Genomic DNA, 26,126 nt, shown 5'->3' on the forward strand with positions numbered 1-26,126 from the left:
AACGTGAGTTGCGGTTTAATCGTGGACTATCTATAATTGTGAAGGATGTGACGGTGTGGTGTACTGAATGTACCCACTCCACAGACGGCTTAACATTTCCCGGGAAACACCGGATGAGGAGGAAATACTAGTGGGATTAACAGCAGGAATTGTCGGATTGCCAAACGTCGGGAAATCGACATTGTTTAATGCGATTACACAAGCAGGAGTCGAGGCGGCCAACTATCCGTTCGCGACGATCGACCCGAACGTCGGCGTCGTAGAAGTACCGGATGCGCGCCTTGATCGATTGACAGAACTCGTCAAACCGAAAAAAACGGTACCAACAGCATTTGAGTTTACAGATATCGCTGGAATCGTGAAAGGTGCGTCAAAAGGTGAAGGTCTCGGAAACAAATTCTTGGCGAACATTCGCGAAGTGGATGCGATTTGCCAAGTCGTCCGTTGTTTCGAAGACGAGAACATCACGCACGTCGCAGGCCGTGTCTCACCAATCGATGACATTACGACTATCAATCTTGAATTGATCTTAGCTGATCTTGAGCAAGTCGATAAACGAATCGCACGTGTTCAAAAAATGGTGAAGGCAAAAGATAAAGGTGCGGTACAAGAACTTGAAGCACTCGAAATCGTGCGAGATGTTCTTGAATCAGAGCGTCCGGCACGTGTCGCTGAATTATCAGAAGACCAACTCGCAATCGTCAAACACTTCCAATTGCTTACGATGAAGCCGATGCTTTACGTGGCGAACGTGAGTGAGGATGAAGTGGCAGATGCCGATTCGAACGAGTTTGTACAAGCAGTCCGTGATCACGCGGCAACAGAAGGTTCGAAAGTCATCGTCATCTGTGCACGAATCGAAGAAGAAATTTCAGAACTCGAACCGGAAGAACGCCTCGAGTTCTTACAAGATCTCGGGATCGAAGAGTCAGGACTTGATCAATTGATCCGTGCGGCTTACTCGACACTTGGCCTTGCGACATACTTCACGGCAGGTGAGAAGGAAGTTCGTGCTTGGACGTTCAAACAAGGGATGAAAGCCCCACAATGTGCCGGTGTCATCCACTCTGATTTCGAACGTGGATTCATCCGTGCCGAGGTCGTGTCGTATGACGACCTTTCAGCAGCAGGAAACATGACGACGGTGAAAGAACAAGGAAAACTTCGTTCAGAAGGAAAAGAATACGTCTTCCAAGATGGCGACGTTGTCACGTTCCGCTTCAACGTATAAGTGGATTTACGGAAACGTATTGTAAAAGTTAAGGAAGTTTGATAGTATATTATGACGTGAGTAAAACAATTGTTTGCTCCTTGCTCCTACAACCGGTAGGGGCCGTTAGTCCAAGAGGAGGTGAAAGATAATGCGTAAATACGAACTTCTTTACATTATCCGTCCATCAGTTGATGAGGAAGCGAAGAAAGCTTTAATCGAGCGCTTCAACAACGTCATCACTGAAAACGGTGGTACTGTTGAAAAAACAACAGACATGGGTAAACGTCGTTTCGCTTATGAAATCAACAAGATGCGCGAAGGACACTACGTTCTTCTTAACATCGTTGCTGAACCTAAAGCGATCTTAGAAACAGAGCGTCTCATGAAGATCTCTGACGACGTTGTCCGTCAAATGACAACAAAAGACGAGCGTTAATCCTTAACGTTTCGTATCGTGAAAGGGGAGCTTGGAGATGATTAACCGAGTTGTGTTAGTTGGTCGATTGACTCGCGATCCCGAAATGCGTTATACGCAGAGCGGAATCGCCGTAACACGCCTTACTCTCGCTTGCGATCGTCCATTCGCTGGACAAGATGGGAAGCGCGAGACGGACTTTATTGATTGTGTCGTTTGGCGCAAACAAGCAGAGAACGTAGCACAATACTTGAAAAAGGGCAGCATGGCCGGCGTTGACGGTCGCCTTCAAATCAGTAGTTACGAAGGACAAGATGGCCAACGTCGTTACCGGGCAGAAGTAGTCGCAGACAGCGTACGCTTCCTTGAACCACGCGGAGCCTCAGGGCAACGTGAGCAAGCACCATCTGGAGATGTCTTCGGTGGTGGTGAATCAAGTGGATCAGGATGGGGCGCAGGAGCCGCTTCGACTTCATCTCAGTCCTCGAATTCGAATAAAGGTTTTGACGCAGATCCGTTCTCGGGTGGCGGCAAAATCGACTTGTCAGATGATGATTTGCCATTCTAATCATCATGGACAATAAAAACTAACCTATAAAGGAGGTCTTCACATGGCACGTCGTCCAGGAGGTCGTCGTCGTCGTAAAGTATGTTTCTTTACGTCGAACAACATCACTCATATCGATTATAAAGACGTAGAATTGCTCAAACGCTTCGTTTCGGAGCGTGGTAAAATTCTTCCACGTCGTGTGACTGGTACTTCAGCGAAATACCAACGTCCACTTACTGTCGCTATCAAGCGCTCACGTCAAATGGCTTTGCTTCCATACGTTGCAGAGTAATTGTTTGACGAACGGCTTATCCTCTTGGATAAGTCGTTTTTTTGTATTTCATCTCGTCTGTAAGTGTGTAAGTGAAACCGACGAATATGGTATGATAGAGCAGAAACCTTTACGATTCCATGGGTGAACATTACTCATTTTAGGAGGCATACATGCACAGTGGTGAAGCATTAACATCCGTGAAGAACCAATACGCGCGGCACATGATTCCATACGTGATTGGATTCCTTGTCTCGTTAGGATTGGCGTTCTACAACATTGTGGCGGCAATCACCCTGTTTATGGGCACGCTGATTTTTTTCATCTATCAGCAAGTGACGATGCGACGGGAGCGTAAAAATTGGGAACAGTATGTCCTCTCTCTCTCTCATCAAATCGAAGAGGTCGGAAAAGAAGCATTGACGACGATGCCGATTGGGATTTTAGTCTTTGACCAGGACCGACGGATCAGTTGGTATAACGAACAATCACGATTGATTTTCGAACTCGATATGGCGATTGGAATACCGCTTGATGCGCTCCATTCCGCCTTCGATGAATTGATTGAAGAAGAAGAGGATGAAGCCACGATTGAAGTGGGTGACCGTGTCTATCGTGTTTATTACAATCAAATCCATCAAACCCTCTATTTATTTGATATGACCGAAGAAGCGGAGATGGAACAAAAGTATGTTCAAACGCAGACGGTTATCGGTATTTTGTATTTAGATAACTATGACGAGATGTCGACTGCGGTGGATGAACAGGTCCGTAGTGAAGTCAATCGTCGGGTGACGGTGCTCCTCAATCAATGGGCGCAGCGGCATCATATCTACATGCGTCGTACAGCTGCGGACCGCTTTTTCCTCGTCATGAATGAACGGACGCTATCTGAACTTGAAAACAACCGCTTTTCAATCTTAGATGAAGTGCGTGATGCGACGAAGGAACAAAGAATCCCGTTGACGTTATCAATCGGGATTGGGTGCGGTGAAACGACATTGACGGAGCTCGGTAATCTCTCTCAGTCGAGTCTAGATTTAGGACTTGGCCGTGGTGGTGACCAGGCAGTCGTTAAGCGTCATAATGGGAAAGTTCGTTTCTTCGGCGGGAAGACAAATCCGACCGAGAAGCGAACGCGTGTCCGGGCACGTGTCATCTCGAACTCGATGCGTGACCTCATTCGGGAATCGAGCCGTGTCCTTGTGATGGGACATAAGAATCCAGATATGGACTCGCTCGGGGCTTCCATCGGTGTCATGAAATTGGCTGAGTTTGTCGGGCGCGAGGCGTATGTCGTCATTCCATCCGGTGAGACGAGTGTCGGCATTCAGCGGCTCGTCCATGAAGTAGAGAACGATGACTCGTTATACAGCCAATTCTTGACCGAGTATGAGGCGCAGCCACTCATCGATGAACAGACATTACTCGTCGTCGTCGATACACACCGTCCGTCCCTCGTCATTTCAAAAGACATTTTGGATCGGTCGGAGCGGGTCGTCGTCATCGACCACCATCGTCGCGGGGAAGAGTTTATCGAAGATCCGGTTCTCGTGTATATGGAGCCTTACGCATCATCAACGAGTGAGCTCGTCACGGAATTGATTGAGTATCAGGCGGGAAGTCGAAAGCTCTCTATTTTAGAGGCAACGTCACTTCTCGCGGGAATCATGGTCGATACGAAAGGATTTACGCTCCGTACGGGATCCCGTACGTTTGATGCGGCATCCTTCTTACGGATTCAAGGTGCTGACACGGTTCTCGTACAGCACTTCATGAGACAAGATCTCGATGCTTATATCGAGCAGTCTCAGATTTTGAGAAACACCGAAATTTATGCAGGTGGGATGGCGATTGCGGTCGCTTCTGACGACGAGGCACACCATCAAGTGTTGATTGCTCAGTCTGCAGACCAGTTGCTGAATATGGAAGGCGTCAAAGCCTCGTTCGTCATCGCCGTCTTACCGGACGGGCGTACGGGAATCAGCGCGCGGTCGCTCGGTGACGTCAACGTCCAGGTCATCATGGAAATGCTCGATGGCGGTGGCCATTTGACGAATGCGGCGACGCAACTTGAAGTGAGTCGCGAACAAGCGAAAGTCATGTTGAAAGAGGCAATCGATCATTACGTAACAGATGAAACTGAAGGAGAGGAATTAGAATGAAAGTCATTTTGAAAGTAGATGTAAAAGGACAAGGGAAAGCTGGAGAAGTGAAAAACGTGGCAGACGCTTACGCTAAGAACGTCTTGTTCAAGAAAAACTTGGCAGTGGAAGCGACACCAGGAAACCTGAAAGCATTCGCGGCTAAAGAACGTCGTGCCGAAGAAGCAGCAGAAGAAGAGTTGAACGAAGCGAAACAACTCAAAGAAAAGCTTGAAAAAGAGACGATTGCCGTCACGACGAAAGCCGGTGAAGGCGGTCGCGTGTTCGGTTCGGTCACGAGCAAGCAAATCGCGGATGCCCTTAAATCAATGGGCTACAAAATCGATAAGCGTAAAATTGAACTCGAGCATCCGATCAAGGCGCTCGGTTTCACGAAAGTGCCAGTGAAGTTGCACCATGACGTCGTCGCGACGTTGAATGTACATGTACAAGAAGCTTGAAGGTGAGGTAGAGACGGATGAGTGATGCGATTCAAGTCAATACACCACCGCATAGCGTGGAAGCGGAGCAAGCCGTCTTAGGGGCAATCATCCTCGATTCGGATCGGTTGATTACGGCCTCAGAGCGGGTCGACCCGGACGACTTTTATCGTGTCAGCCACCAACGCATCTTTGAAGCGATGCTAAAGATCAATGACCGAGGCGAGCTCGTCGACTTGGTAACGCTCAGTTCTGAGTTGCAGGCGCAAGGGATTTTAGACGAAATCGGGGGCCTCAACTATTTGGCGGAGGTCGCGGAATCCGTTCCCGCCATCGGGAACATCGGCTATTACTTGAACGTCGTCGACCAAAAAGCGGCACTCCGTCGTCTGATTCGAACTGCGACCAACATTGTCTCGGATGGTTATGAGCGTCAAGATGAGGTGGATTCTGTTTTATCTGATGCCGAGCGAAATATTCTAAAAGTATCGCAGCGAAAAGGACAATCGAGCTTCCACCCGATTGGTTCTGTCTTATCCGATGCGTACTCGACGATTGAAAAGCTGCATCAGTCGAGCGGTGAAATCACCGGGATTGCGACCGGGTTCACGGATTTGGATAAGATGACGGCCGGTTTCCAACGAAACGATTTGATTATCGTGGCCGCCCGTCCATCTGTCGGGAAGACCGCGTTCGCCTTGAACATCTCGCAAAACGTCGCGGTCCGTACGGGTGAGAACGTCGCCATCTTCAGTTTGGAGATGGGTGCCGAGCAACTCGTCATGCGTATGTTATGTGCGGAAGGGAACATCGATGCCCAGCGCCTCCGGACCGGTCGTCTTGAAGCGGAAGATTGGGGTCGTCTCTCCCTTGCGATGTCGTCGCTCTCCCAAGCAGGCATCTACATCGACGATACACCGGGTCTTCGGGTCAACGAAATCCGAGCCAAATGTCGCCGATTGAAGCAGGAACATGGTCTCGGGATGATCATGATTGACTACTTGCAGCTCATCGTCGGGAACGGGAAACCGGGCGAGAACCGCCAACAAGAAGTATCGGAAATCTCACGTACGCTCAAAGCAATCGCACGGGAACTACAAGTACCGGTCATCGCCTTGTCTCAGCTCTCACGTGGCGTAGAGAGTCGTCAAGACAAGCGACCGATGATGTCCGATATCCGTGAATCGGGAGCAATCGAGCAGGATGCCGATATCGTCGCCTTCCTCTATCGTGATGACTATTACGATAAAGAGAGTGAAGACGCCAATACGATTGAAATCATCATTGCGAAACAACGTAACGGTCCGACCGGTACGGTCAAGCTCTCCTTCAGGAAAGAGTACAACAAGTTCGTCAATATGGAGACGCAAGCCTTCGCACCACCGATGTAACGTCGGTGGTGTCTTTTTTTGTATAGGATTAGATCAAAATGACGAACGAATAGTTACATCTTATATAAAACGTTCGGTATTCAATTGACTTTCTTGCTTTTCAAGTGTACACTTACGGATGGTTTGAACAGAACGTTGATTAATAAGGAGGATTCATTATGTCATCAGTAGTCGTAGTGGGAACGCAGTGGGGCGATGAAGGGAAAGGGAAGATCACCGATTTCTTATCGAAACAAGCCGAAGTCGTCGCGCGTTATCAAGGGGGAGACAACGCTGGTCACACGATCGTCTTCAATGATACGAAATATAAACTTCACCTCATTCCGTCTGGGATTTTCTATTCGGATAAGACGTGTGTCATCGGGAACGGGATGGTCGTCAACCCGAAATCACTCGTGACAGAACTCGCTTACTTACATGAACGGGGTGTGAGCACGGATAACCTCCGGATCTCGAACCGGGCGCATATCATCTTGCCATACCACCAGCTTCAAGATCGTCTCGAAGAAGAGGCGAAAGGTGACGCGAAAGTCGGTACGACACTGAAAGGAATCGGTCCAGCGTATATGGACAAGGCGGCACGTATCGGGATTCGCATCGCCGACCTTCTCGACAAAGAAGTGTTTGCGGAGAAGCTAAAGACTGTACTTGAACTAAAAAATCGCATGTTCGTGAAAATGTATGAAGTCGATCCAATCGAGTTCGATGACATCTTTGAAGAATACTACGCGTATGGTCAACAGTTCGCGAAATACGTGTGTGATACATCGGTCGTGTTGAACGATGCGCTCGACGAAGAGAAAAAAGTTCTCTTTGAAGGGGCTCAAGGGGTCCTTCTCGATATCGACCATGGAACGTATCCGTTTGTCACATCGTCGAATGCTGCATCAGGCGGCGTATCGAGTGGTGCCGGAATCGGGCCATCGAAGATTCATCACGTGGTTGGTGTCTGTAAAGCATATACGTCACGCGTTGGAGACGGTCCGTTCCCGACAGAGCTCGACGATGAGATCGGTCATACAATCCGTGAAGTCGGGAAAGAATATGGAACGACAACAGGTCGTCCACGCCGTGTCGGCTGGTTCGACTCGGTCGTCGTGCGTCACTCACGCCGCGTCAGTGGGATCACAGATCTTTGCCTCAACTCAATCGATGTGCTGACAGGTCTTGAGACGCTCAAGATTTGTACATCGTATGAGTATGAAGGAAAGCATCTTGACGAGTATCCACCGAACTTCCGCGTCCTTGAGAAGTGTGTACCGGTATACGAAGAGCTTCCTGGCTGGACAGAGGATATCACAGGGGTTCGTCGCTTTGAAGACCTTCCGGAGAACGCACAGCGTTACGTGCGTCGCATCGAGGAATTGACAGGAATCGAATTGTTGACGTTCTCGGTCGGACCGGCTCGTGAACAGACAGTCATCTTGCGTGATATTTACGAAGCATAAGAAAGGGAGCCACCGGGCTCTCTTTTTCTATTTCCACGGAAATGGACCACGCTTTCTAAGCTGTTTAAAAAGAGTTACAATGTAGGCATGTACGTTTAATGATAAGAGGAGGACTCACTGAATGGATCGTACGATTTTAGTGGTAGATGACGAACAACCAATCGCAGATATATTGAAGTTTAAACTTGAAAAAGAAGGTTACCAGGTGCACGTTGCCTATGACGGTGAAGAAGCACTCGTCAAAGTAGAAGAGATTCAACCGGATCTCATCTTGCTCGACATCATGCTTCCGCTCAAGGACGGCATGGAAGTATGCCGTGAGGTGCGGAAGAAATACGATATGCCGATCATCATGTTGACGGCAAAAGATTCCGAGATCGACAAAGTACTCGGACTAGAGCTCGGCGCAGACGATTACGTCACAAAGCCGTTCAGCTCACGTGAATTGTTAGCCCGTGTCAAAGCGAACATGCGACGTCATGCGACAGCACCGGCGCCAGAAGCAAAAGGAGCCAACGCGAACGATATCGTGATCGGCGACTTGACGATTCATCCGGATTCGTACATGGTGACGAAACGGGATGAGAAGATCGAATTGACACATCGCGAGTTCGAATTGATTCATTACCTCGCCCAAAACATCGGGCAAGTGATGACGCGGGAGCACTTGCTCCAAACGGTATGGGGCTATGATTACTTCGGTGATGTGCGTACCGTGGATGTCACAGTACGTCGTCTTCGTGAAAAAGTTGAGGACAATCCATCGACTCCGACGTATATCATTACGCGTCGTGGCGTCGGGTATTATTTGAAGGCAGGAGAAGAAGATTAAACGATGAAACGGACGAACTTCTTTAAATCAATCCAGTGGAAGCTCGTCGTCATCTATGCGCTGCTCATTCTCGTTGCGATGCAAGTCATCGGCGTGTACTTTGTGCGTTCTTTGGAACGGCAATACATCAACAACTTCTCGCAGTCACTTGTCGACCGGGCGAACCTACTGAGCTATAACATCAGTGAGGGGACTGCCGCGAACGAGAGTGACTTGACCACGGACCAGCAGTTGAACCAGTTACTGGATCAGCTGCTGTCTGAATTTACAGAGAGCACGACGCTAGCTGACGACATTCGAGAAGTCCAAATCATCGACACGAACAGTGTCGTCCGGGCAACCTCGAACCAAAATAATCAAAGTCTCGTCGGACAACGGACCGCGAGCACGTTCATTCAAAAGTCATTCGCGACAGGCGGGGCGCAAGAGACGCTCGTCTATGAAGATTCAAATGACCGAATGCGCGTCGTTGCCGTTCCAATCAAGTCGGAAGTGGACGGTACGACGACCGGGATGATCTATATCGAGGCATCGATGAAGTCCATCTACAACCAGATGGAACAAGTGACACGTATCCTCGCAACAGGGACGTTGATCGCACTCATCATCACCTCGTTCCTCGGAATTCTCTTATCGCGCACCATCACGCGACCGATTGCCGATATGCGGAGGCAGGCCGTCGAGATGCGGAAAGGGAACTTCTCACGAAAAGTTAAAGTGTATTCGGATGACGAGGTCGGTCAACTCGCTTACGCATTCAATGAATTGACGGACGAGTTGATGGAGGCGAACGCGACGACGGAAGCCGAACGACGCCGCTTGACGAGTGTCCTTGAGAACATGTCCGACGGTGTGGTCGCGACCGACCGCTCGCTACGGGTCATCTTGATGAACGACCAGGCGCGCGACATGATTGGGGTCGATGAAGAAGAGGCGATGGGGACGAATCTACAAAATCTCCTCGCATTCGAAGAGGAAATCATCATTCCGGAAGACGGCACGATGCCGACAAAACTGATTGACCTCAGTACGGATGAAGAATTGTTCCTCGTTCGTGCCTATTTCTCACCGATTCAAAAACATAGTGGACCAATCACAGGTCTCATCGTCGTCTTGCATGACGTCACGGAACAAGAACAGGTCGAACAGGACCGCCGTGAATTCGTTGCGAACGTCAGTCATGAATTGCGGACACCGCTCACGACGATGCGTAGTTACTTGGAGGTTCTTGCAGAAGGTGCTTATCAGGATGAGGAATTGGCGCCACGTTTCTTAGAGACGACGCAAAACGAGACGGAACGGATGATTCGCCTCGTCAATGACTTGTTGCAGCTCTCGAAGATGGACAGTAAAGAATATAAGATGCAGAAGGTGAAGTTCGACTTCGTGCAGTTCTTTAACGATATCATCGACCGTCATGAGATGACGAAAGGGGATGCGATTCAATTCCGTCGCAAACTGATGAAGCGTCGCGTCTACGTGCATGCCGATCAAGATAAGATGACTCAAGTCATCGACAACATCATCACGAACGCCATCAAGTTCTCACCAGAAGGTGGGACGATTACGTTCCGGACGATGCTTCGGGCGAAACGCCTCGTCATCGGCATCAAAGACGAAGGGGTCGGGATTCCGAAGTCGAACTTAAAGAAAATTTTCGAACGTTTCTATCGTGTCGATAAGGCGCGGGCGCGTAACATCGGTGGTACAGGACTCGGTCTATCGATTGCCAAGGAAGTTGTATCTGCTCACGGTGGCGACATCTGGGCAGAGAGTGAATTTGGAAGAGGTACAACGATTTACTTCACGATCCCGTTCGATACGATTGTGGAGGTGAATGATTGATGAAACGGTTTACGATTGCAAAGCCGGAACTGTGGAAGTCGTTCATTTTGCTCACGTTAATCGTCACGTCGATTGTTCAAACCATCATCTTGTGGGACTACCATCCCACGTATCAGGCCGTCCAATCTGAAACGCAACTCACGACGGTGGACGAGTCATTGCAGCGTCGAGCGGACCAGGTCATCATTCCCGTTCAAGCGGTCGTGCATGACAACAATGCTGTGTTCGCTTCAAAGAATACACCGAAGCAACTGATGCGTGTCATTCGGGATTCGTTTGAAGCGAGTGAGTTCAAGCCGCTCGCTGTGAAAAACGTCCCGAGTTTCTATACGGATATCAACGAGGGACTGGAGTTGATCTTACCGGAGGCCTACTATGCGGACACGCTCAGCTATATGCTTCCGGGAACGTATAGTCTGTCTGGGAAGATTCCACAGCGAATCCTCATCTATATGGATGACAGTGCGTTCAACATTCGTGCCATCATGAGCGACCAGTCCATTTGGGAAGGGAAGTTGACGAAAGTCGGAAACGACGATGTGAACAGTCTTTTCTTAAAAAACTCGAGTCGAACGATGAAGCGCGTGACGTATACGGATGAACGCGTGAATTATATCCCGGTCGTCGGACCTGAGATGAATGAGTTGTTCGCGTATGACGTGTCGTCGATTCAAATCGACACTCGTCTCGACTGGATGCGAGATACGTTCTTCCCAGGTGACCCGAACGTTCAAGAAGTCGACCCGGCAAGCTCGGTCGGGGCGTTGACGAATGGTGTCAGTGTGGCGGAATATGATGCGAAACTGAACGCCAGTCGCTATCGAAACCTGTCTCGGAATAGCACCGAGCGTGATACAGCAATCGGGTTAGATTCCATTGTGGAATTCGTGAACTTCCACGGGGGATGGGTCGATGAAGCGTCTGAGAATCAAGGGCTGTCCCTTCGATTCGATGCCATCACACCGGCCAATAAAGGATTTGAAACGACCGTGTTCCGTTTTCACGTGAAAGGGTATCCCGTCTTCAGTCAGCGTGAGGCGTTTATCAACAACGATGCCATCGACTTATCCACATTACGTGTGGAAAACGACGGGGCACAGGTCCGGTCAATCACACGTAACCACTTGGAAATCGATCGCCTAATCACAGTCGGCACGACACAGTTGGCTGATGCGGATGAGGTACTCGGTACGCTCATCAACTCCGGACGATTTGAGAACGTGACCGAGATTCGAATCGGTTATGAGATCGAATATAACGAGGACACGAGCCGCTATGTGACGTTTTCACCGAACTGGTTCGTGCGTGAGGCGGGCCGTTGGGTCCCATACAATCAAGGAGACGATTGGACAGAAAGGATGATGTATCGTGGATTGGAGTAAAGCGAAATCGATTTTAATCTTCGCCTTCCTCGCCTTGAACATCTATCTGTTGTTTCAATTGCTGACGGAAACATGGGCGACCGAAGTCGTGACGAATGACAACACCTCGATCACGCAGATTTTAGACCAGCGGAACGTCGATCCGGCAAAATTGCCACGGATGGGTCGAGATATCGGCTATTTGACGGGTTCGTCTGAAGAGATGTCAGCTGCGATGATCACGAAAAATCGGGAGGCGCAGCTCGCGACGACGCTCGACAACATGCAACTCGAAGTCGAGTTGAAACAACCCGTGCCGCTCGATGCGAAGGATTTGCGGACGACCGCTTCGACGTTTGTGGCGGAATATGTTCCGTTTGGAAACGAGTACGCCTACTGGCGCTACGATGAAAAAACGAGACAGGTTGCTTTCGTACAAACATTCGAGGACAACAAGATTTTTTCAGCACCTGAAGTCGAGGGTGGCACGGAAATGTACATCGGTCCGTCCCTCATCCTCATTCAGTTGAACGAGTCGTTCGAAGTGACGGATTATAAACAGCGTCATTTAAAAGACCTCTCCTCAAAAACGCAAGATGACCTCGTGTTGACGGCCAGTGAAGCCATCTCACAACTCGCGTCTCGGAAGTACTTCCAACCGAACCAGGAGATGCGGGCCATCAATACCGGATTTTACAGTTTACCGCTCGACAGCTCTGGCAGTTTGATCATCATGCCACCGCTTTGGTCAATCGGAATTGATGATCAGGTCTACTTCGTCAATGCAATCGATGGAACAGTCGAGCACGTGGAGTTTGAAACGAAAGAATGAAAGGAGTGATTGCGTGACTTTACAGTATAGTGTGTTAGCGAGCGGGTCGACCGGAAACGCCCTCTATATCGAGACGGAACGGACGAAGCTGCTCGTCGATGCCGGATTGACCGGAAAAGCGATGCAACAGCGCATCGAAGCCATCGGTCGGTCATTTGACGGAATCGACGCACTGCTCGTCACCCATGAGCACTCCGACCATATTAAAGGTGTCGGGATATTAGCACGTAAGTATAATTTACCGATTTATGCGAATGCGAAGACATGGGCGGCGATGGAATCACTGATTGGAAAGATTGATCCTGCCTTGAAGTTTCAAATCGAAGTCGGAGATGTGAAACAGTTCGGGGATATTGAAATCGAGACGTTCAACGTGAGCCATGATGCGGCAGACCCGATGTTTTATCAGTTTGCCCATGACGGGAAACGATTAGCCCATATCACCGACACGGGTTATGTCTCGGACCGGATGAAAGGAATCATCCGTGGAGCGGACGACTTCATCTTTGAGTCGAACCATGACGTCTCGATGTTGCAGATGGGGCGTTATCCATGGAGTGTCAAACGACGAATCCTCGGCGACTATGGCCACGTCTCGAACGAGGATGCAGCCATCGCGATGAGTGAGGTCATCGGTGACCGCACGAAACGGATCTATTTGGCCCACTTAAGTAAGGACAACAACATGAAAGAGCTCGCACAGATGAGCGTCTCACAAACACTCGGCATGCGAGACGTCGACTTAGGTCGAATCAAATTGTGCGACACGGACCCGACAATCCCCACTTCACTCGTTTCTTTATAAGGAAACTTGGGAAAAGACAGTTATCACACTGTCTTGAAGGGGGGACGCGTCGTGAACGAAGAGAGACACCATGAGTATGAACCTCAAGACGTCGAACCTGAAGTACACGAAGCAACAGAAGAGAAATCGACGTATCCGTCTCGGAGCGAATGGCGACCGAAGCAAGAGGAGCACGTACGCCATAAGCCGAGACCAAATATAAAACCGTTGTTACTCGGAGGGGTTGGCGGATTCTTAGGAGCGGCTTTGTTTTTTGTCATCGTGATGCTCTGGGATTCGCCGACCTCTCGTTTTGTGACGAATGAACTGACGCGGACCGAACAGGCCGTCACCGTCACCGAATCGGACGTCACGACCGCTGTCCTTGGGGCGAAGACGTCCGTCGTCAGCATCACCAATATCCAGCGTGCGTTCACCTCGGACTCGCAATGGGAGGCGGGTGCCGGATCCGGTGTCATCTATAAAGTAGAAGGAAACACGGCCTATATCGTCACGAACTTCCATGTCATCGAAGAAGCGGACGAGGTCAACATCGCCTTTTCCGATGGTCAAATCGCATCGGCAACCATTTTAGGCGAAGACCCGCTCAACGACTTGGCTGTCGCTGAGGTCGAGTTACCAAAAAACATCGATGTGGAGCCGATTGTTCTCGGTGACTCCACCGTTCTCCAAGCTGGCGAGACCGTCATGGCCATCGGAAATCCGCTTGGTGTCTTCTCAAACTCGGTTACGCGTGGTATCGTCAGTGGTGTCGAGCGGACGGTGCCGGTCGATACGAACAGCGACGGCTTGATGGATTATAACGCGGAAGTCATTCAGACGGATGCGGCCATCAACCCGGGGAATTCGGGTGGTGCGCTCATCAACATTCGTGGAGAGCTCGTCGGAATCAATTCGATGAAAATCGCCGAGGCGAGCGTAGAAGGGGTTGGATTCTCCATTCCCGTCAACGTGGCGCTACCGGTCATTGACATGTTAGAACGCGACGGCAAGGTGACGCGGGCACAGCTCGGTGTCACGATTCAGGAAGTCATCGCTGTACCCGGAAACATCCGAGAAGAGTATGGAATCTCCTTCGACCAGGAAGACGGTGTCTTCGTCGAAGAAGTGACACCGGGTAGTCCGGCTGAAGAAGCGGGACTGCGTGTTGGAGATGTCATCACGAAAATCGGAGACCGGGAGATCAAACGATACGTCGATTTACGCGATGCGCTCTATCGTGATGCGACGGTCGGTGATACGATTACCATTGAGTATTTACGTCGCGGGGAAGCAAGAAAAACCGAGGCGACATTAACTGAAGCAACATAAAGAAGCGGCGACGCTTCTTTTTTAAGGAGGAAAAACTGTGGAAAAAAAAGTATGCAAGGAACATGTTGAAATCGCTTTAGACATCATTGTGGATGAAACAGGTGAATACCCGTTGCTAGAGGAATTATCCACAAGTGAACACGTGACATGTGAGTTCTGTGAAGCCGATGCAACATATATTGTGTCAAGCAAAAACTAATTATCAACATGTGGATTTGTGGATAACTCTGTGGATAACCCTATGGATAACTCCAAAAAAACTGTGGAAAAAGGAAGAATTGGATGAATATTTCAATTATCACGGTCGGCAAACTGAAAGAAAAATATTTAAAGCAAGGAATTGCCGAGTATACAAAGCGGCTGTCTGCCTACGCAAAAGTGCAGGAAATCGAGGTCTCAGACGAAAAAGCACCCGAGCATTTGAGTGAGGCAGATATGTTACTAGTAAAACAAAAGGAAGGCGAGCGGATTTTGGCGAAGATATCCCCAGATACGCACGTCATCGCCTTGGCGATTCAAGGAAAGCAGCGGACGAGCGAAGAGTTCGCCCGTGAACTCGATCAACTCGCGACGTATGGAAAGAGTAAAATCGCCTTCGTCATCGGAGGATCGCTCGGTTTGTCGGACGATGTGATGAAACGAGCGGACGATACAATCTCGTTCTCGAAGATGACGTTCCCCCACCAACTCATGAAGCTTGTATTGTGTGAGCAGATTTATCGGGCGTATCGGATCAATCGGAATGAACCGTACCATAAATAAGTGAGAAATTTACGCTGATTTTCATATAATGTTCGAGGTGCCGCTTCATATTTAATAATTACGAATAAGCTTTCAAATCTTTGATATAGATTTGAGAGCTTATTTTATATCACTAAATTAGCTAGTTTGTACTAAAATATTTAAATCTGATTATAATAATCTTTAAAGATACTAAAAGTTTTTAATGATTAATTATTGATAATTAATAATTAATCATATAATTGTATTAGGGAATCTAGGTTATTGGTAAGCGTCGCCTTTTTAATAGCACTGTTTATAAACAACGAATAGGAGGTAGAAAATGAGCTTTTTAGTATACATAGCAGGAACTTTAATAGCACCAAATATTGCGGGTTATATTTTATCAAGTGGGTTATCAAATAAAGAGGAAAAAAAGTTGATTAAAGAAATAGAGGATAAAGTTAGTGACTTTAATTGGAAATTTGATGGTACTGAGGTTGATAGTAAGTATTTTATAGATTTTCTAGAACAAGATCATATTAGTAATAAGATAATGCAGAGGATATTTAATGCTTACAATGTCCCAAGAGGAAATTATAAAGAATTCTCTAAAGAATTGGGAATAGAAGCTGTCGAATTTGTCAATTTTAAGAGAGATAAATATGATCATGCACACATTAAAAAACCAGATGATTTTGAAGAGTACTTTTCTGATTTGTTCGATGTACTAGTTGATTTTCGTGAATCATTATTGAGTTTTAATGAGAAGGCTACTCTATCAATATTTGATGAGTCAATTGGTAAATTAGAAAGTAAACTTGTAAAAACTATTGAAGAAAAATTTAGTCCAGAACCATTTCTAAGTAGTTTTAAAAACCTTGAAGTAGATGAACAAATCAAGCTCAGGCTTATGGAATTAAATCAGGAATATAAAGAAGCGTTTATTCCATTGAAAAGTGGGTTAATCAATCGAAAGGAATTTTCCACGTGTAGAGAAACAATAGATTCAGGTAACTCCTTGATAATACACGGAAAGGCTGGTAGAGGAAAAAGTGGGTGTACATTAGATATTATTAATTATTGTGAAGAAAAAGCATTACCGTATTTGGCAATTAAATTAGATAAACGGATTCCAAGCATGACTGCAGAAAAGTGGGGGAAAGATTTAGGGTTACCTGCATCGGTTACATATTCCATTCACGGTATTTCTAAAAATGAAAGAGCAGTAATTATTTTAGATCAATTGGATGCACTACGCTGGACTGTGGCACACTCTAGAGATGCTTTATTGGTATGCGCCGAGATTATAAATCAGGTTAAGAAATTGAATATTGAGAGGGAAAATAAAATATCCATCGTTTTCGTATGTCGAACACATGACTTGGAAAACGATAATAATATTAAATCATTATTTAAAAAAGGTGATTCGGATGAGGATGTCATTCAATGGTCTAAGGTTCAAGTTAATGAGTTAGACGAGGAATTAGTAAAAAATACTGTTGGGAAGCGTTATGAACAACTTACTTCTAAACTGAAAAACATGCTAAAAATTCCAAGTAATTTGTATATATGGCAACAGTTAGACCCAACTAAAGTTTATGAGGAATGTTCTACCGCAAGCCATTTGGTGTCCGAATGGTGGAAACAGTTATCATATAAATGTTTTGAATATGGATTAGAAGAAAACAATCTAATTCAGATTAAAGATAAAATGGTAACTTTTTTAGAAAGAACTAGTAGAATATTTATTCCTTTAGCTATTTTAAACGAAAACAAATCATCTTTAGAGTTTCTATCTTCAAATGCTTTTTTAATAATTCAAAATAATAAAGTATCGTTTGCCCATCAATCTATATTGGATTGTTTTTTAGCTGAGAAAATGCTTCAGAGATATTATGACGGTGAAGATGTCATTGATATCATTGGAAGTAAAGAAAAACAAACCCCTGGCAAAAGGTACCAATTACAGATGTTTATGCAGAATTTATATGAATTCGAAAGCCAAGATTTTATTAGTGTAGGAAAAAGAATATTTGAAGCGGAGCAAGTTCGGTATTTTGTTAAATTTGTATTCTTAGAAATATTAAGTCAGATAGAAAATCCAGATAGAAATATACAGTATTTTATCTTGAACTCCTGTGAAAATGAAATTTACAATAGTCCTCTTATAAATAACGTATTATATTCAAGACCTAAATATATTCAGTTGCTTCGGAAACACGGGATTTTAGAAAAATGGCTTAAAAATCCGTCAAAAAAAGAGCTTGTTATAAAATTACTTGTTAGTATGAGCCCCAATTATGAAACTGACGATATTAATTTCATTGAAAAATATCTATTTAATTCACAGGAAGATGATAAAAAACTCTTAAAATTTTTTATGCATGATATAAATCAAGATACAGACGAGTTATTTGAATTACGAATAAGATTGTATAATCGATTTCCTGAAATGGCTGATACGTACCTTGATTTAAAATCGATGCTTAAGAAATGTGAAATGAGATCAATTCGACTATTGGCATTATTATTGGAAAACCAAATTAAAAGTAAGGGGAGAAGGATTTATAAATACGAAGAAGAATTTCTGTATGAAGACTCTGAAATTTTTATTAAAAATGGAGAAGAAGTTTTAAATTTATTACTGCCATACATTCCTGCTGAGAATGAGGATAGTTTGCTTTATAGTGATTGGTCAGAGAAGACTTATCACAAAGGAAGTCTTGAAAGAGCTTGTATTCAAATTATAAAAAAGGCAAATGCAGCAATTATTGGCCAAGAACCAGAAAAATTTCTTGAAAACTATGAAAAATTTCTGGGGAAAGGTAACTTTTTATTTAATGAAATCATATTAGATGGATTATATAGATTGCCTGAGAGATATAGTGACTTTGTAATTACCTATTTATATAGTGATTTCGATAGCAATATTTTCGATAAGACAAGTGGCAATGGTGATGAACTATTCATTGCCAAACAAATATTGAAAAAACATTCGAAACTCTGTAGTGAGAATAATTTCAAAGAATTAGAAAAACAAATTGTTCGATATGTATCACCAAAAGCTAAAGATAGTTACATGCGTAGAATTAATTACAATAGAGAAAGAAATGGTTACACGGTTTATTGGAGCTTCTGGGGTGATTTTCAAAAAGAAATATTAGAAGTTCTTCCCAATGAACGAGTGAGTAATCAAACAAAAGATCTTATGCGTACTTTAAGTCGTAAGTTCTCTAATGGAACAAATTTATATAAAAATGCCAATAGATCCGGCGGTGGATGGGTAAGTTCACCAGTTGCAGGGAAGAAATTAAGTAACAAAAATTGGAATGAGATTGTTACCAATTCAAAAATTAATTATAAAAATTTTTCACGTTGGAAGGAAGTCTCAGGTGGAATTATTGATAATTCTATTGAAGGGTTTGCAAGGAGTTTCGGCGATGCCGCTTCAGAAGAACCTGAAAGAATGATTAATATAGCTCTTCTAAATAAAGAAAAGATTATGGATGTATATATAGACTTCTTATTTAGTGGGGTAGCATATAGTGAAGATCTGTATAAGGTACCGGAAAAGTTATTAGAAAAAATGATAATGACTTTTTCATATGATTATACGTCATATCGTGCGAACTACATTTGCTCAATCATACGAAATAAAAAAAACGTTAAATGGTCTCAAGAGATATTGGATATTCTTAAAGATATTGCAGTAAACCATAAAAACCCGGAGATTACTAAACCAAATGTAACTAGTAGCGATGATAAAGAAATGAACAGCTTTGATATGCTGCAAAGTAATGCGATAAATTGCGTAAGGGGTAACGCTGCTCAAGCAATAGAACAACTATTAAGGAACGAAAGTATTTTATTTAAACAATTTAAAGAAACAATTGAAAAGTTGACGGTTGATGAAAACCCAGCGGTCAAACTAGCAAGTATATTCGCATTATGGCCTTCTTATAATATTGAAAAAGATTGGGTATCAGAAAAAATTCTAAATCTATATGAACAAGATTATAGATTAGCAGGCATCTATGGTACAAAAAATATGCTTTTCAGGCTATATCCGAAATATCGTGAAAGAGTATTAAAAGTGATTAAAGTATGCTATGAATCACAAGATGAAAAAATAAATGAAATGGGTTCATATTGCCTAACAGAAATGTTTATTCTTAAAAATGAATTTGTAGAAGTGATAAATGATGTGGATAAAATGACTGAAAATCAAGTACTTGGGATTCTCAAAATGACTGTTAATTATTTTGATAGTGATGAATTCAATTCATTAGCAAAAGAAATAATTAGCAAATTTAAATCAAGCACATTAGATTTGGAAATGCCGATATCAAGACTATTTTATGACAACCTTATTGATTTAAAGAGAGATAAAGATTTTATAATTGAAATAATGAATTCTCGCTTAAGTAGAAGAACAGTATATGCTTTTGTTCATTATCTTGAAGAAAACTCAAAATCATTAGTTGATTACAAAGATATTATAATATCAATGAGTTATTATCTAATAAAAAATACCGGTAGTATGATTGAGGATATGTGGGGGATAGAAGATGATATTTCTAAATTAATAATTGGATTATATGACGAAACTTCTGATTCTCAAATACCTGATATTAAAGATATTGCCGAAGAGTGCCTCGGTATATGGGATTTAATGTTTGAAAAGCAAATTGGACCAATTAGATCTTTGAGCCAAAAACTCATGGATAGATAATTATTACATAACTTTTATGTTCAACGGTATGCGACAGTTACTACTTTTAAAAAAATAGTAACTGTAAGAACATGAAAAATAGAAAAATTGAATAAATGTCTAAATAAATCGAAAGTGAGGAAATTAAATTGGGTCCCGATTCATTAGAGTATCAAAAATCTATTGCTCTCGAATTTAGTGCAAATAAAAACAGAATAAGACATTTAATAGGTTCGGTGCATTGGGGAGAAGATGGTAGACATAAAGAAGTAATTTTAATGAATTTCTTAAAGCGATTCTTACCTAATAATGTAGCAGTAGGTACGGGGTTTATAAAAGAAGGTGATAGTATATCTACGCAAATCGATATTATTATCTATAATCCTTCAGTGCCCCTGTATTTTAAGGAAAACGACTTTATAATTGTTCAACCCGGAAGTGTTTTAGGGGTTATTGAAGTAAAATCAAATCCTGATAAATACAAAATTGGGGAAGCTATTCGTAAGGCTAATAAGGTAGGACCACTAATTCGAGAAAAACGGATTTTTAATGGCTTATTTATATTTGGACAAAATGGAAACAATGAAGATTATTCATCAGAAATGTTAGGTGAACCACAAAACGGCATGTTTAAAAATTCTTTACTAGAGGCCCTACCAATAGACAATGGTGTAAACCATATTGTCTCGATGGATGGTGTCTTTATAAAAAAATGGAATAAAGAAAAGCAGTTTAGTTGTTATAGAATAAGGGATTTGGCAGTAAGTTACTTTTTCTCAAACTTGCTAGATTTTATTAATAGTAGTACTGAATTATTAGGTATTACAGAATCCATGTATGAACACCTTTACCCTATTCCTGAGGGGAAAGAAAATTTTATAATGTGGAGGCTACGTAAGCCAGCTCCAGAAACGGAATAGCTTATATTTTATTCAATACCTCATTCAGGTATAGTACGGAGAACCGTATCATAAATAACTTCAAAACCTGTGTTTCTTATATGAGATACAGGTTTTTTTCTTGCTTAAAAATAGAAATACAATTGTTGTTGTAAGAATCAGCCATTACAATATAGATAATTACCATCAAAAAATAATTTTTTCATTATATTTAAAGGAGGTTCGTTACATATGGAATCGAAAAAAGATACATTGACGAGAAAGCGGACTTCTACGTTTCAACGGTATTTATTACCGATTACGCTTGTCTCATCGCTTATCGTATCAGGTTCAGTAAGTTACATAGTGAGCAAGTTGAATCAGTCTGAATCAGAAAAAGTCTCTGCTGATCAATCCTCTCAAATGAAAATTGAGCAAATGCAACAAGATTCACTCGCCGTCATTGAAGAAAAAACCCCGAAAATATTAAATGACTTAAATGAGTATGAGAAAGATTTATCTGAGATTGTGAATCAAGTTGAGTTGGTGAATGAAAAGTTATTTCCAATCCGAGATCTCTTAGAACAAATTGATTCAGCCACTCTTGTTTTATCTGGCGTTAACAGCATGGTGAATAACCCGCTTTTGGGAAAAGTCAGTGGATATGTTAGTAATACAAATAATGCTTTGACAGAATTGGATGCCATTTTATTTCGATTAGAGCATTTATCACAAGTAAAAGCAGATATGAAAAAAACTCGCGAACGGGTCGAGCAATCATATAGTGACTATCAAAATTCACATGACCCAGTGAAACTAATTGATATTGAAAAAGAGCTAGATTCTGAGTTGATTTATCAAATTGAAGATATCCGGAATTCGACTGTTGAGGCACATGAGGCATTAGAAATCTCTTCGAAGGTTCTTTTGTCAGTAAATAAAACGATCTCCACTTATTATTCGTTCCAGTCATCGAGTGAAAAAGTAATCCAATCTCTGCAATTTTGGAAAGAGAAGAAACAAGTGACTAAGATTGATCAAAGCCAACATGAACAATTTATGAAAGAGCTTGATGAATCGTCTGAACGATTGAAAAATTTACCGGAGGATTTGGCTAAACGTTCTAATGAAACGATCTCTTCTATCAATTCGGTGAAGTCAGAACTTCAAATGATTCGTCTGACAGAAGCTTTACAGGATTGAAAATTTTATCACAAGGAGGCCACGATGAACGCTACGATTCAACTACTACATCGATCGTGGCGGAGTTGTTGTTGCAATCCGAAATGGTGAAACGTTACTCGGCTTTGCCGGACTGAACGGACAACCGCTCGGAACGGAAGGCCAGCATTTGAATTTGGGTTTCATTCATGTGAGTCGTCCTTGCCGAGGTCAGGGAATCGGAAAGCGATTATTTGAACGTGTCTGTCAGGCAGCAATCGAGCGGAGTGCGAAAAAACTATACATCGGGGCGAATCCGGCCGTTGATACGTATCATTTCTACAAAGCGATGGGATGTACGTTAGCCGAAGAAATCGTGCCAGAAGTCTACGAGGCAGAACCACTCGACTTACAACTCGAATATGTTTTATCATCTCCTGAGACTGCATCATAATGATGTGGTCTTTTTCATGCATAAAATCGCTCAACTCCAAGCTTTTCCTCCTATGAAGAATTGAGGATTTCGAAAAATTGTGATAGAATCACAAGGCAAATGATTATCATTATCAGTCAATAAGAATAGATGGAATCGAACAGGTTGAGTGAATGTGAAAGGATGAATACAATGAGCACGCTTGAAGCATACAACATGGCATTTCGAAACGGATTGGAACTAGAGGACGATGTGGTCCTTGAAGAGATGAAGCTTGGGGAATCGACAGAGTGGGATTCGATTGGACATATGACCCTCATCGCCGAAATCGAGGACGCGTTTGACGTATATATTGACTCGGATGAAATGACAGAGTTCCATTCGTATCAGTCTGGTATTGCGTTGTTGCAACGCCTCGGTGTGGACATCCAATCATGATGCTTTTTCAAACACTCGAGCAGTACACGAATCGTGAGGCGGTCTATGCGGACCGCTCTTATTCATATAAAGAGATGTTGGAAGTCGGGGACTCGATTTGTCAGGAAGTCGGCGAACGGTCGCTCGTCTTCTGTTTATGTGCTAACCGAGTCGAGTCGCTCTTCGCATATATCGGCTTTCTCCGTGGACGAGTCGTCCCGGTCTTGCTCGATGCAGATATTCCAGTAGAACAATTACAGAAGTTGATGGAACGGTATCAACCGACTCACGTCTGGGCTCCGGAGACGAGGGAGGATTTGGCTGAGTCGCTAGATTCTTTCTATGCTTATGGCGGCTACGCCCTATTTGAAAACGAAACATCGGTTCGCCACCAACTTCATGAGGAGCTTGCCCTTCTGTTGACAACTTCCGGTAGTACAGGGAGTCCGAAACTTGTTCGCCTCACATACAAAAATTTGATGGCGAACGCTTCATCCATCATCGACTATCTCGACATCGATCAAACGGATAAACCAATCACGACACTTCCGATGAACTATTCGTATGGACTCTCCATCATCAACAGTCATCTGTTGAAAGGAGCGACCCTCATCCTGACAGACCGCTCAATTGTTCAAAAGGAGTTTTGGGAGCTGTGTCGTGCCGAGCAGGCGACGACGTTTGGTGGGGTCCCGTTTCATTATGAGATGTTGAAACGATTAAAGTTTGAGACGTACGACCTCCCAAGTCTGAAGAAGTTGACACAAGCCGGTGGCAAGTTAGACTCGAAGCTTGCGCAGCACTTCGCAACGGTATGTGCAGAGAAAGGGATTCAATTTTTCATTATGTACGGTCAGACGGAGGCGACGGCCCGGATGTCGTATCTACCGGATCAGATGCATGCGAAAAAAGAAGGAAGCATCGGGATCGCCATCCCTGGTGGAACGATCACGTTGCGTGACGAATCCGGAAATGACATCAAAGATGCGAATGTGATAGGCGAGTTGGTATATCAAGGCGACAACGTGTCGTTTGGGTACGCGACCTCGTTAGCTGACCTTTCAAAAGGTGATGATAACCAAGGTGTCTTGCGTACGGGTGACATGGCGTATCGCGACGAGGATGGATACTTCTTTATCGTCGGTCGAATCAGGCGCATGATCAAACTATATGGCAGTCGAATCAGCCTAGACGAAGTCGAGGCGCTCCTTCGAGAGCATGGACATGATTGCGTCTGTGCCGGGGAAGACGACCAGCTATACGTGTATACGTTACAAGATGACGTCGCATGCATTCAAAAAATCATCAAAGAACAAATCAAGGTGAAAGGTGTTCGGGTGATGCAGATTGACGAGATTCCGCGGAATGCGTTCGGGAAGATTCGTTATGCTGCATTGCCGAAGCGAGAACTTGTGACCACCTGATTGTCAGGAATCGGTACATCGTCAAGTTTCATAACATCAGGTGGTAAATATGACTTTTATTTCGATTGAATTTCTCTTATTTTTAACCCTCATCGTCGGAACGTACTATGTGGTTCCACATCGATACCGGTGGGTGCTCCTTTTGTTGGCGAGCTATGTCTTTTACGCCACGTTGAGCGTTCAATTCATCCCGCTCCTGCTGATCAGTACTGCCTTTACGTACGTCATCGGGATTTTGATCGAGAAGCAAGAGAGGAAAGAACAGAAAAAACGGCTCATGTGGGTCGGTGTCTCGGTGCTCGTCTTCTTCCTCGGCTGGTTCAAATATTTTAATTTCGTCAATGATTCGCTCCGTTCGTTCGCCGCATGGAGCGGATTTGATTATGACGTCCCGTATAGAGAAATCGTCTTACCGTTGGCGATTTCCTTTTATACGTTCCAGGCCATCAGTTACGTGGTGGACGTCTCGCGCGGGAAGCAAAAGGCGGAGCGTCATTATGGCTATTTCTCGGTCTATTTTGCCTTCTTCCCGCAACTTGTGGCGGGTCCGATCGAGCGGGCGAAAAAACTGTTGCCGCAGTTGAAGACGGAGCAACATCTTGACTATGACAACATCAGCTACGGCATCCAGCGCATCATTTGGGGATTCTTCAAGAAGACATTGATTGCCGATCGGTTGGCCCCGATTGTCGCGAGTGTGTTCAATAGCCCGGACCCGACCGGTTCGGAGATTGTGCTCGCGACGATGTTGTTCTCGATTCAACTGTTCGCGGACTTCTCGGCATGCAGTGACATCGCGATCGGCTGTGCACGCTTACTCGGGATTCGCTTATCGGAAAACTTCAAGCAACCGCACTTCGCCGTATCGATTGCCGACTTCTGGAACCGCTGGCATATCACGCTTTCGATGTGGCTACGGGATTATATCTTCATGCCACTCGCGAAAGGAAAGAAGAAACGCGAACAAATTTATGGTGCCATCCTTGCGACATTTTTAGTAAGTGGAATTTGGCACGGAGCCGCATGGAACTTCGTCTTATGGGGACTCATTCATGGAATCTATCGCGTCTTCGGAGATCATACGAAACAACAACGTGAAAAAATGGCGTCATGGGTCGGATTTGACCGTGTGCCGACACTGCATCGGTGGTGGAAAATCGCCATCACGTTCCAGCTCGTCTGTTTCTCACGTGTCTTCTTCCAGTCGCACTCCATGGCGGAGGCGTTCTCGCATGCCAAACTGTACGTGACGCCTTCTTCATGGGCACCGTCAGGCATGTTGCAGGCGATTCAAATCTTCTCATTGCTCGATTTGATCATCTTCCTCGTCGTCTTTGTCGTCGTTCATCTGTTCCAACATATCGAGCGGACGAGAGGTTCGGCTTGGGATTGGATGGCACGTCAGTCTGCCGTGACGAGTGTGGCCATCAACTTGTTCTTGATTATCTCAGCGTTCTTATTTGGCGTGTCGAGCCAAGGATTTGTATACGGTGGGTTCTAAGATGGATGGAAAGGAATTAG

23 protein-coding genes are annotated in these 26,126 nt (G+C 44.5%); all 23 read left to right on the forward strand.

Annotated elements, in window-relative coordinates; translation table 11 throughout:
- The first annotated feature begins 130 nt into the window (after window positions 1-130).
- The 23 genes from ychF to Q9R25_RS10570 all read left to right on the forward strand — a co-directional run bounded on the left by ychF (window position 131) and on the right by Q9R25_RS10570 (window position 26,106).
- Window positions 131-1,231 carry a redox-regulated ATPase YchF gene (ychF, locus tag Q9R25_RS10460; protein WP_031424089.1) on the forward strand — a complete coding sequence of 367 codons (1,101 nt, stop codon included), beginning with the start codon at window positions 131-133 and terminating at the stop codon, window positions 1,229-1,231.
- 130 nt (window positions 1,232-1,361) lie between these two features.
- Window positions 1,362-1,649 (forward strand): 30S ribosomal protein S6, encoded by a 288-nt coding sequence (gene rpsF, locus Q9R25_RS10465; RefSeq protein WP_015880230.1) that lies wholly within the window; start codon window positions 1,362-1,364, stop codon window positions 1,647-1,649.
- 37 nt (window positions 1,650-1,686) lie between these two features.
- The gene (gene ssb / locus Q9R25_RS10470; protein WP_015880231.1) at window positions 1,687-2,196 is read left to right on the forward strand and encodes a single-stranded DNA-binding protein; all 510 of its coding nucleotides are present in this window, start codon (window positions 1,687-1,689) and stop codon (window positions 2,194-2,196) included.
- A gap of 43 nt (window positions 2,197-2,239) precedes the next feature.
- Complete coding sequence (gene rpsR, locus Q9R25_RS10475) at window positions 2,240-2,470, forward strand: 30S ribosomal protein S18 (RefSeq protein WP_015880232.1); 231 nt, start codon at window positions 2,240-2,242, stop codon at window positions 2,468-2,470.
- 152 nt (window positions 2,471-2,622) lie between these two features.
- A complete protein-coding gene (locus Q9R25_RS10480) occupies window positions 2,623-4,614 on the forward strand; it encodes a DHH family phosphoesterase (RefSeq protein ID WP_214691421.1) in 1,992 nt (663 codons plus the stop codon).
- Window positions 4,611-5,054, forward strand: a complete 444-nt coding sequence (gene rplI / locus Q9R25_RS10485; protein WP_159563195.1) for a 50S ribosomal protein L9 — start codon at window positions 4,611-4,613, stop codon at window positions 5,052-5,054. The genes Q9R25_RS10480 and rplI overlap by 4 nt, the downstream gene beginning before the upstream one ends.
- Window positions 5,055-5,071: 17 nt before the next feature.
- Window positions 5,072-6,424, forward strand: a complete 1,353-nt coding sequence (gene dnaB, locus Q9R25_RS10490; protein WP_015880235.1) for a replicative DNA helicase — start codon at window positions 5,072-5,074, stop codon at window positions 6,422-6,424.
- 158 nt (window positions 6,425-6,582) lie between these two features.
- Complete coding sequence (locus Q9R25_RS10495; RefSeq protein WP_078145962.1) at window positions 6,583-7,872, forward strand: adenylosuccinate synthase; 1,290 nt, start codon at window positions 6,583-6,585, stop codon at window positions 7,870-7,872.
- 121 nt (window positions 7,873-7,993) lie between these two features.
- On the forward strand, window positions 7,994-8,704 hold the full coding sequence (gene yycF, locus Q9R25_RS10500; RefSeq protein ID WP_015880237.1) for a response regulator YycF: 711 nt from the start codon (window positions 7,994-7,996) through the stop codon (window positions 8,702-8,704).
- A gap of 3 nt (window positions 8,705-8,707) precedes the next feature.
- Window positions 8,708-10,549: a cell wall metabolism sensor histidine kinase WalK gene (gene walK, locus Q9R25_RS10505; RefSeq protein ID WP_074035234.1), complete on the forward strand. Its 1,842-nt coding sequence runs from the start codon at window positions 8,708-8,710 to the stop codon at window positions 10,547-10,549.
- A complete protein-coding gene (gene yycH / locus Q9R25_RS10510) occupies window positions 10,549-11,931 on the forward strand; it encodes a two-component system activity regulator YycH (protein WP_311283122.1) in 1,383 nt (460 codons plus the stop codon). The genes walK and yycH overlap by 1 nt, the downstream gene beginning before the upstream one ends.
- Complete coding sequence (locus tag Q9R25_RS10515) at window positions 11,918-12,742, forward strand: two-component system regulatory protein YycI (RefSeq protein WP_159563198.1); 825 nt, start codon at window positions 11,918-11,920, stop codon at window positions 12,740-12,742. Before yycH ends, Q9R25_RS10515 begins: the two co-directional genes overlap by 14 nt.
- 13 nt (window positions 12,743-12,755) lie before the next feature.
- Window positions 12,756-13,547: an MBL fold metallo-hydrolase gene (locus Q9R25_RS10520; protein ID WP_015880241.1), complete on the forward strand. Its 792-nt coding sequence runs from the start codon at window positions 12,756-12,758 to the stop codon at window positions 13,545-13,547.
- A gap of 51 nt (window positions 13,548-13,598) precedes the next feature.
- Window positions 13,599-14,858, forward strand: coding sequence for a S1C family serine protease (locus Q9R25_RS10525; RefSeq protein WP_214691419.1), 1,260 nt, complete (start codon window positions 13,599-13,601; stop codon window positions 14,856-14,858).
- 37 nt (window positions 14,859-14,895) lie between these two features.
- Window positions 14,896-15,057, forward strand: coding sequence for a CxxH/CxxC protein (locus Q9R25_RS10530; protein WP_015880243.1), 162 nt, complete (start codon window positions 14,896-14,898; stop codon window positions 15,055-15,057).
- Window positions 15,058-15,140: 83 nt separating this feature from the next.
- The gene (gene rlmH, locus Q9R25_RS10535; RefSeq protein WP_074034007.1) at window positions 15,141-15,620 is read left to right on the forward strand and encodes a 23S rRNA (pseudouridine(1915)-N(3))-methyltransferase RlmH; all 480 of its coding nucleotides are present in this window, start codon (window positions 15,141-15,143) and stop codon (window positions 15,618-15,620) included.
- 301 nt (window positions 15,621-15,921) lie between these two features.
- Window positions 15,922-20,313, forward strand: coding sequence for a hypothetical protein (locus tag Q9R25_RS10540; protein ID WP_311283123.1), 4,392 nt, complete (start codon window positions 15,922-15,924; stop codon window positions 20,311-20,313).
- A 128-nt stretch (window positions 20,314-20,441) separates the two neighbouring features.
- Complete coding sequence (locus Q9R25_RS10545) at window positions 20,442-21,212, forward strand: DUF6602 domain-containing protein (RefSeq protein WP_311283124.1); 771 nt, start codon at window positions 20,442-20,444, stop codon at window positions 21,210-21,212.
- 210 nt (window positions 21,213-21,422) lie between these two features.
- Window positions 21,423-22,373: a hypothetical protein gene (locus tag Q9R25_RS10550; protein ID WP_215244198.1), complete on the forward strand. Its 951-nt coding sequence runs from the start codon at window positions 21,423-21,425 to the stop codon at window positions 22,371-22,373.
- A gap of 49 nt (window positions 22,374-22,422) precedes the next feature.
- Entirely contained in the window at window positions 22,423-22,785 is a 363-nt protein-coding gene (locus tag Q9R25_RS10555; RefSeq protein ID WP_311283216.1) for a GNAT family N-acetyltransferase, read from the forward strand.
- 171 nt (window positions 22,786-22,956) lie between these two features.
- Window positions 22,957-23,202 carry an acyl carrier protein gene (locus Q9R25_RS10560; RefSeq protein ID WP_015880247.1) on the forward strand — a complete coding sequence of 82 codons (246 nt, stop codon included), beginning with the start codon at window positions 22,957-22,959 and terminating at the stop codon, window positions 23,200-23,202.
- Entirely contained in the window at window positions 23,199-24,605 is a 1,407-nt protein-coding gene (locus Q9R25_RS10565; RefSeq protein WP_311283125.1) for an AMP-binding protein, read from the forward strand. The genes Q9R25_RS10560 and Q9R25_RS10565 overlap by 4 nt, the downstream gene beginning before the upstream one ends.
- Window positions 24,606-24,654: 49 nt before the next feature.
- Window positions 24,655-26,106: an MBOAT family O-acyltransferase gene (locus Q9R25_RS10570; protein ID WP_269318255.1), complete on the forward strand. Its 1,452-nt coding sequence runs from the start codon at window positions 24,655-24,657 to the stop codon at window positions 26,104-26,106.
- Window positions 26,107-26,126 lie beyond the last annotated feature (20 nt).

The sequence above is a fragment of the Exiguobacterium sp. BG5(2022) genome (genome assembly GCF_031844365.1).
Lineage (GTDB): Bacteria > Bacillota > Bacilli > Exiguobacteriales > Exiguobacteriaceae > Exiguobacterium > Exiguobacterium profundum.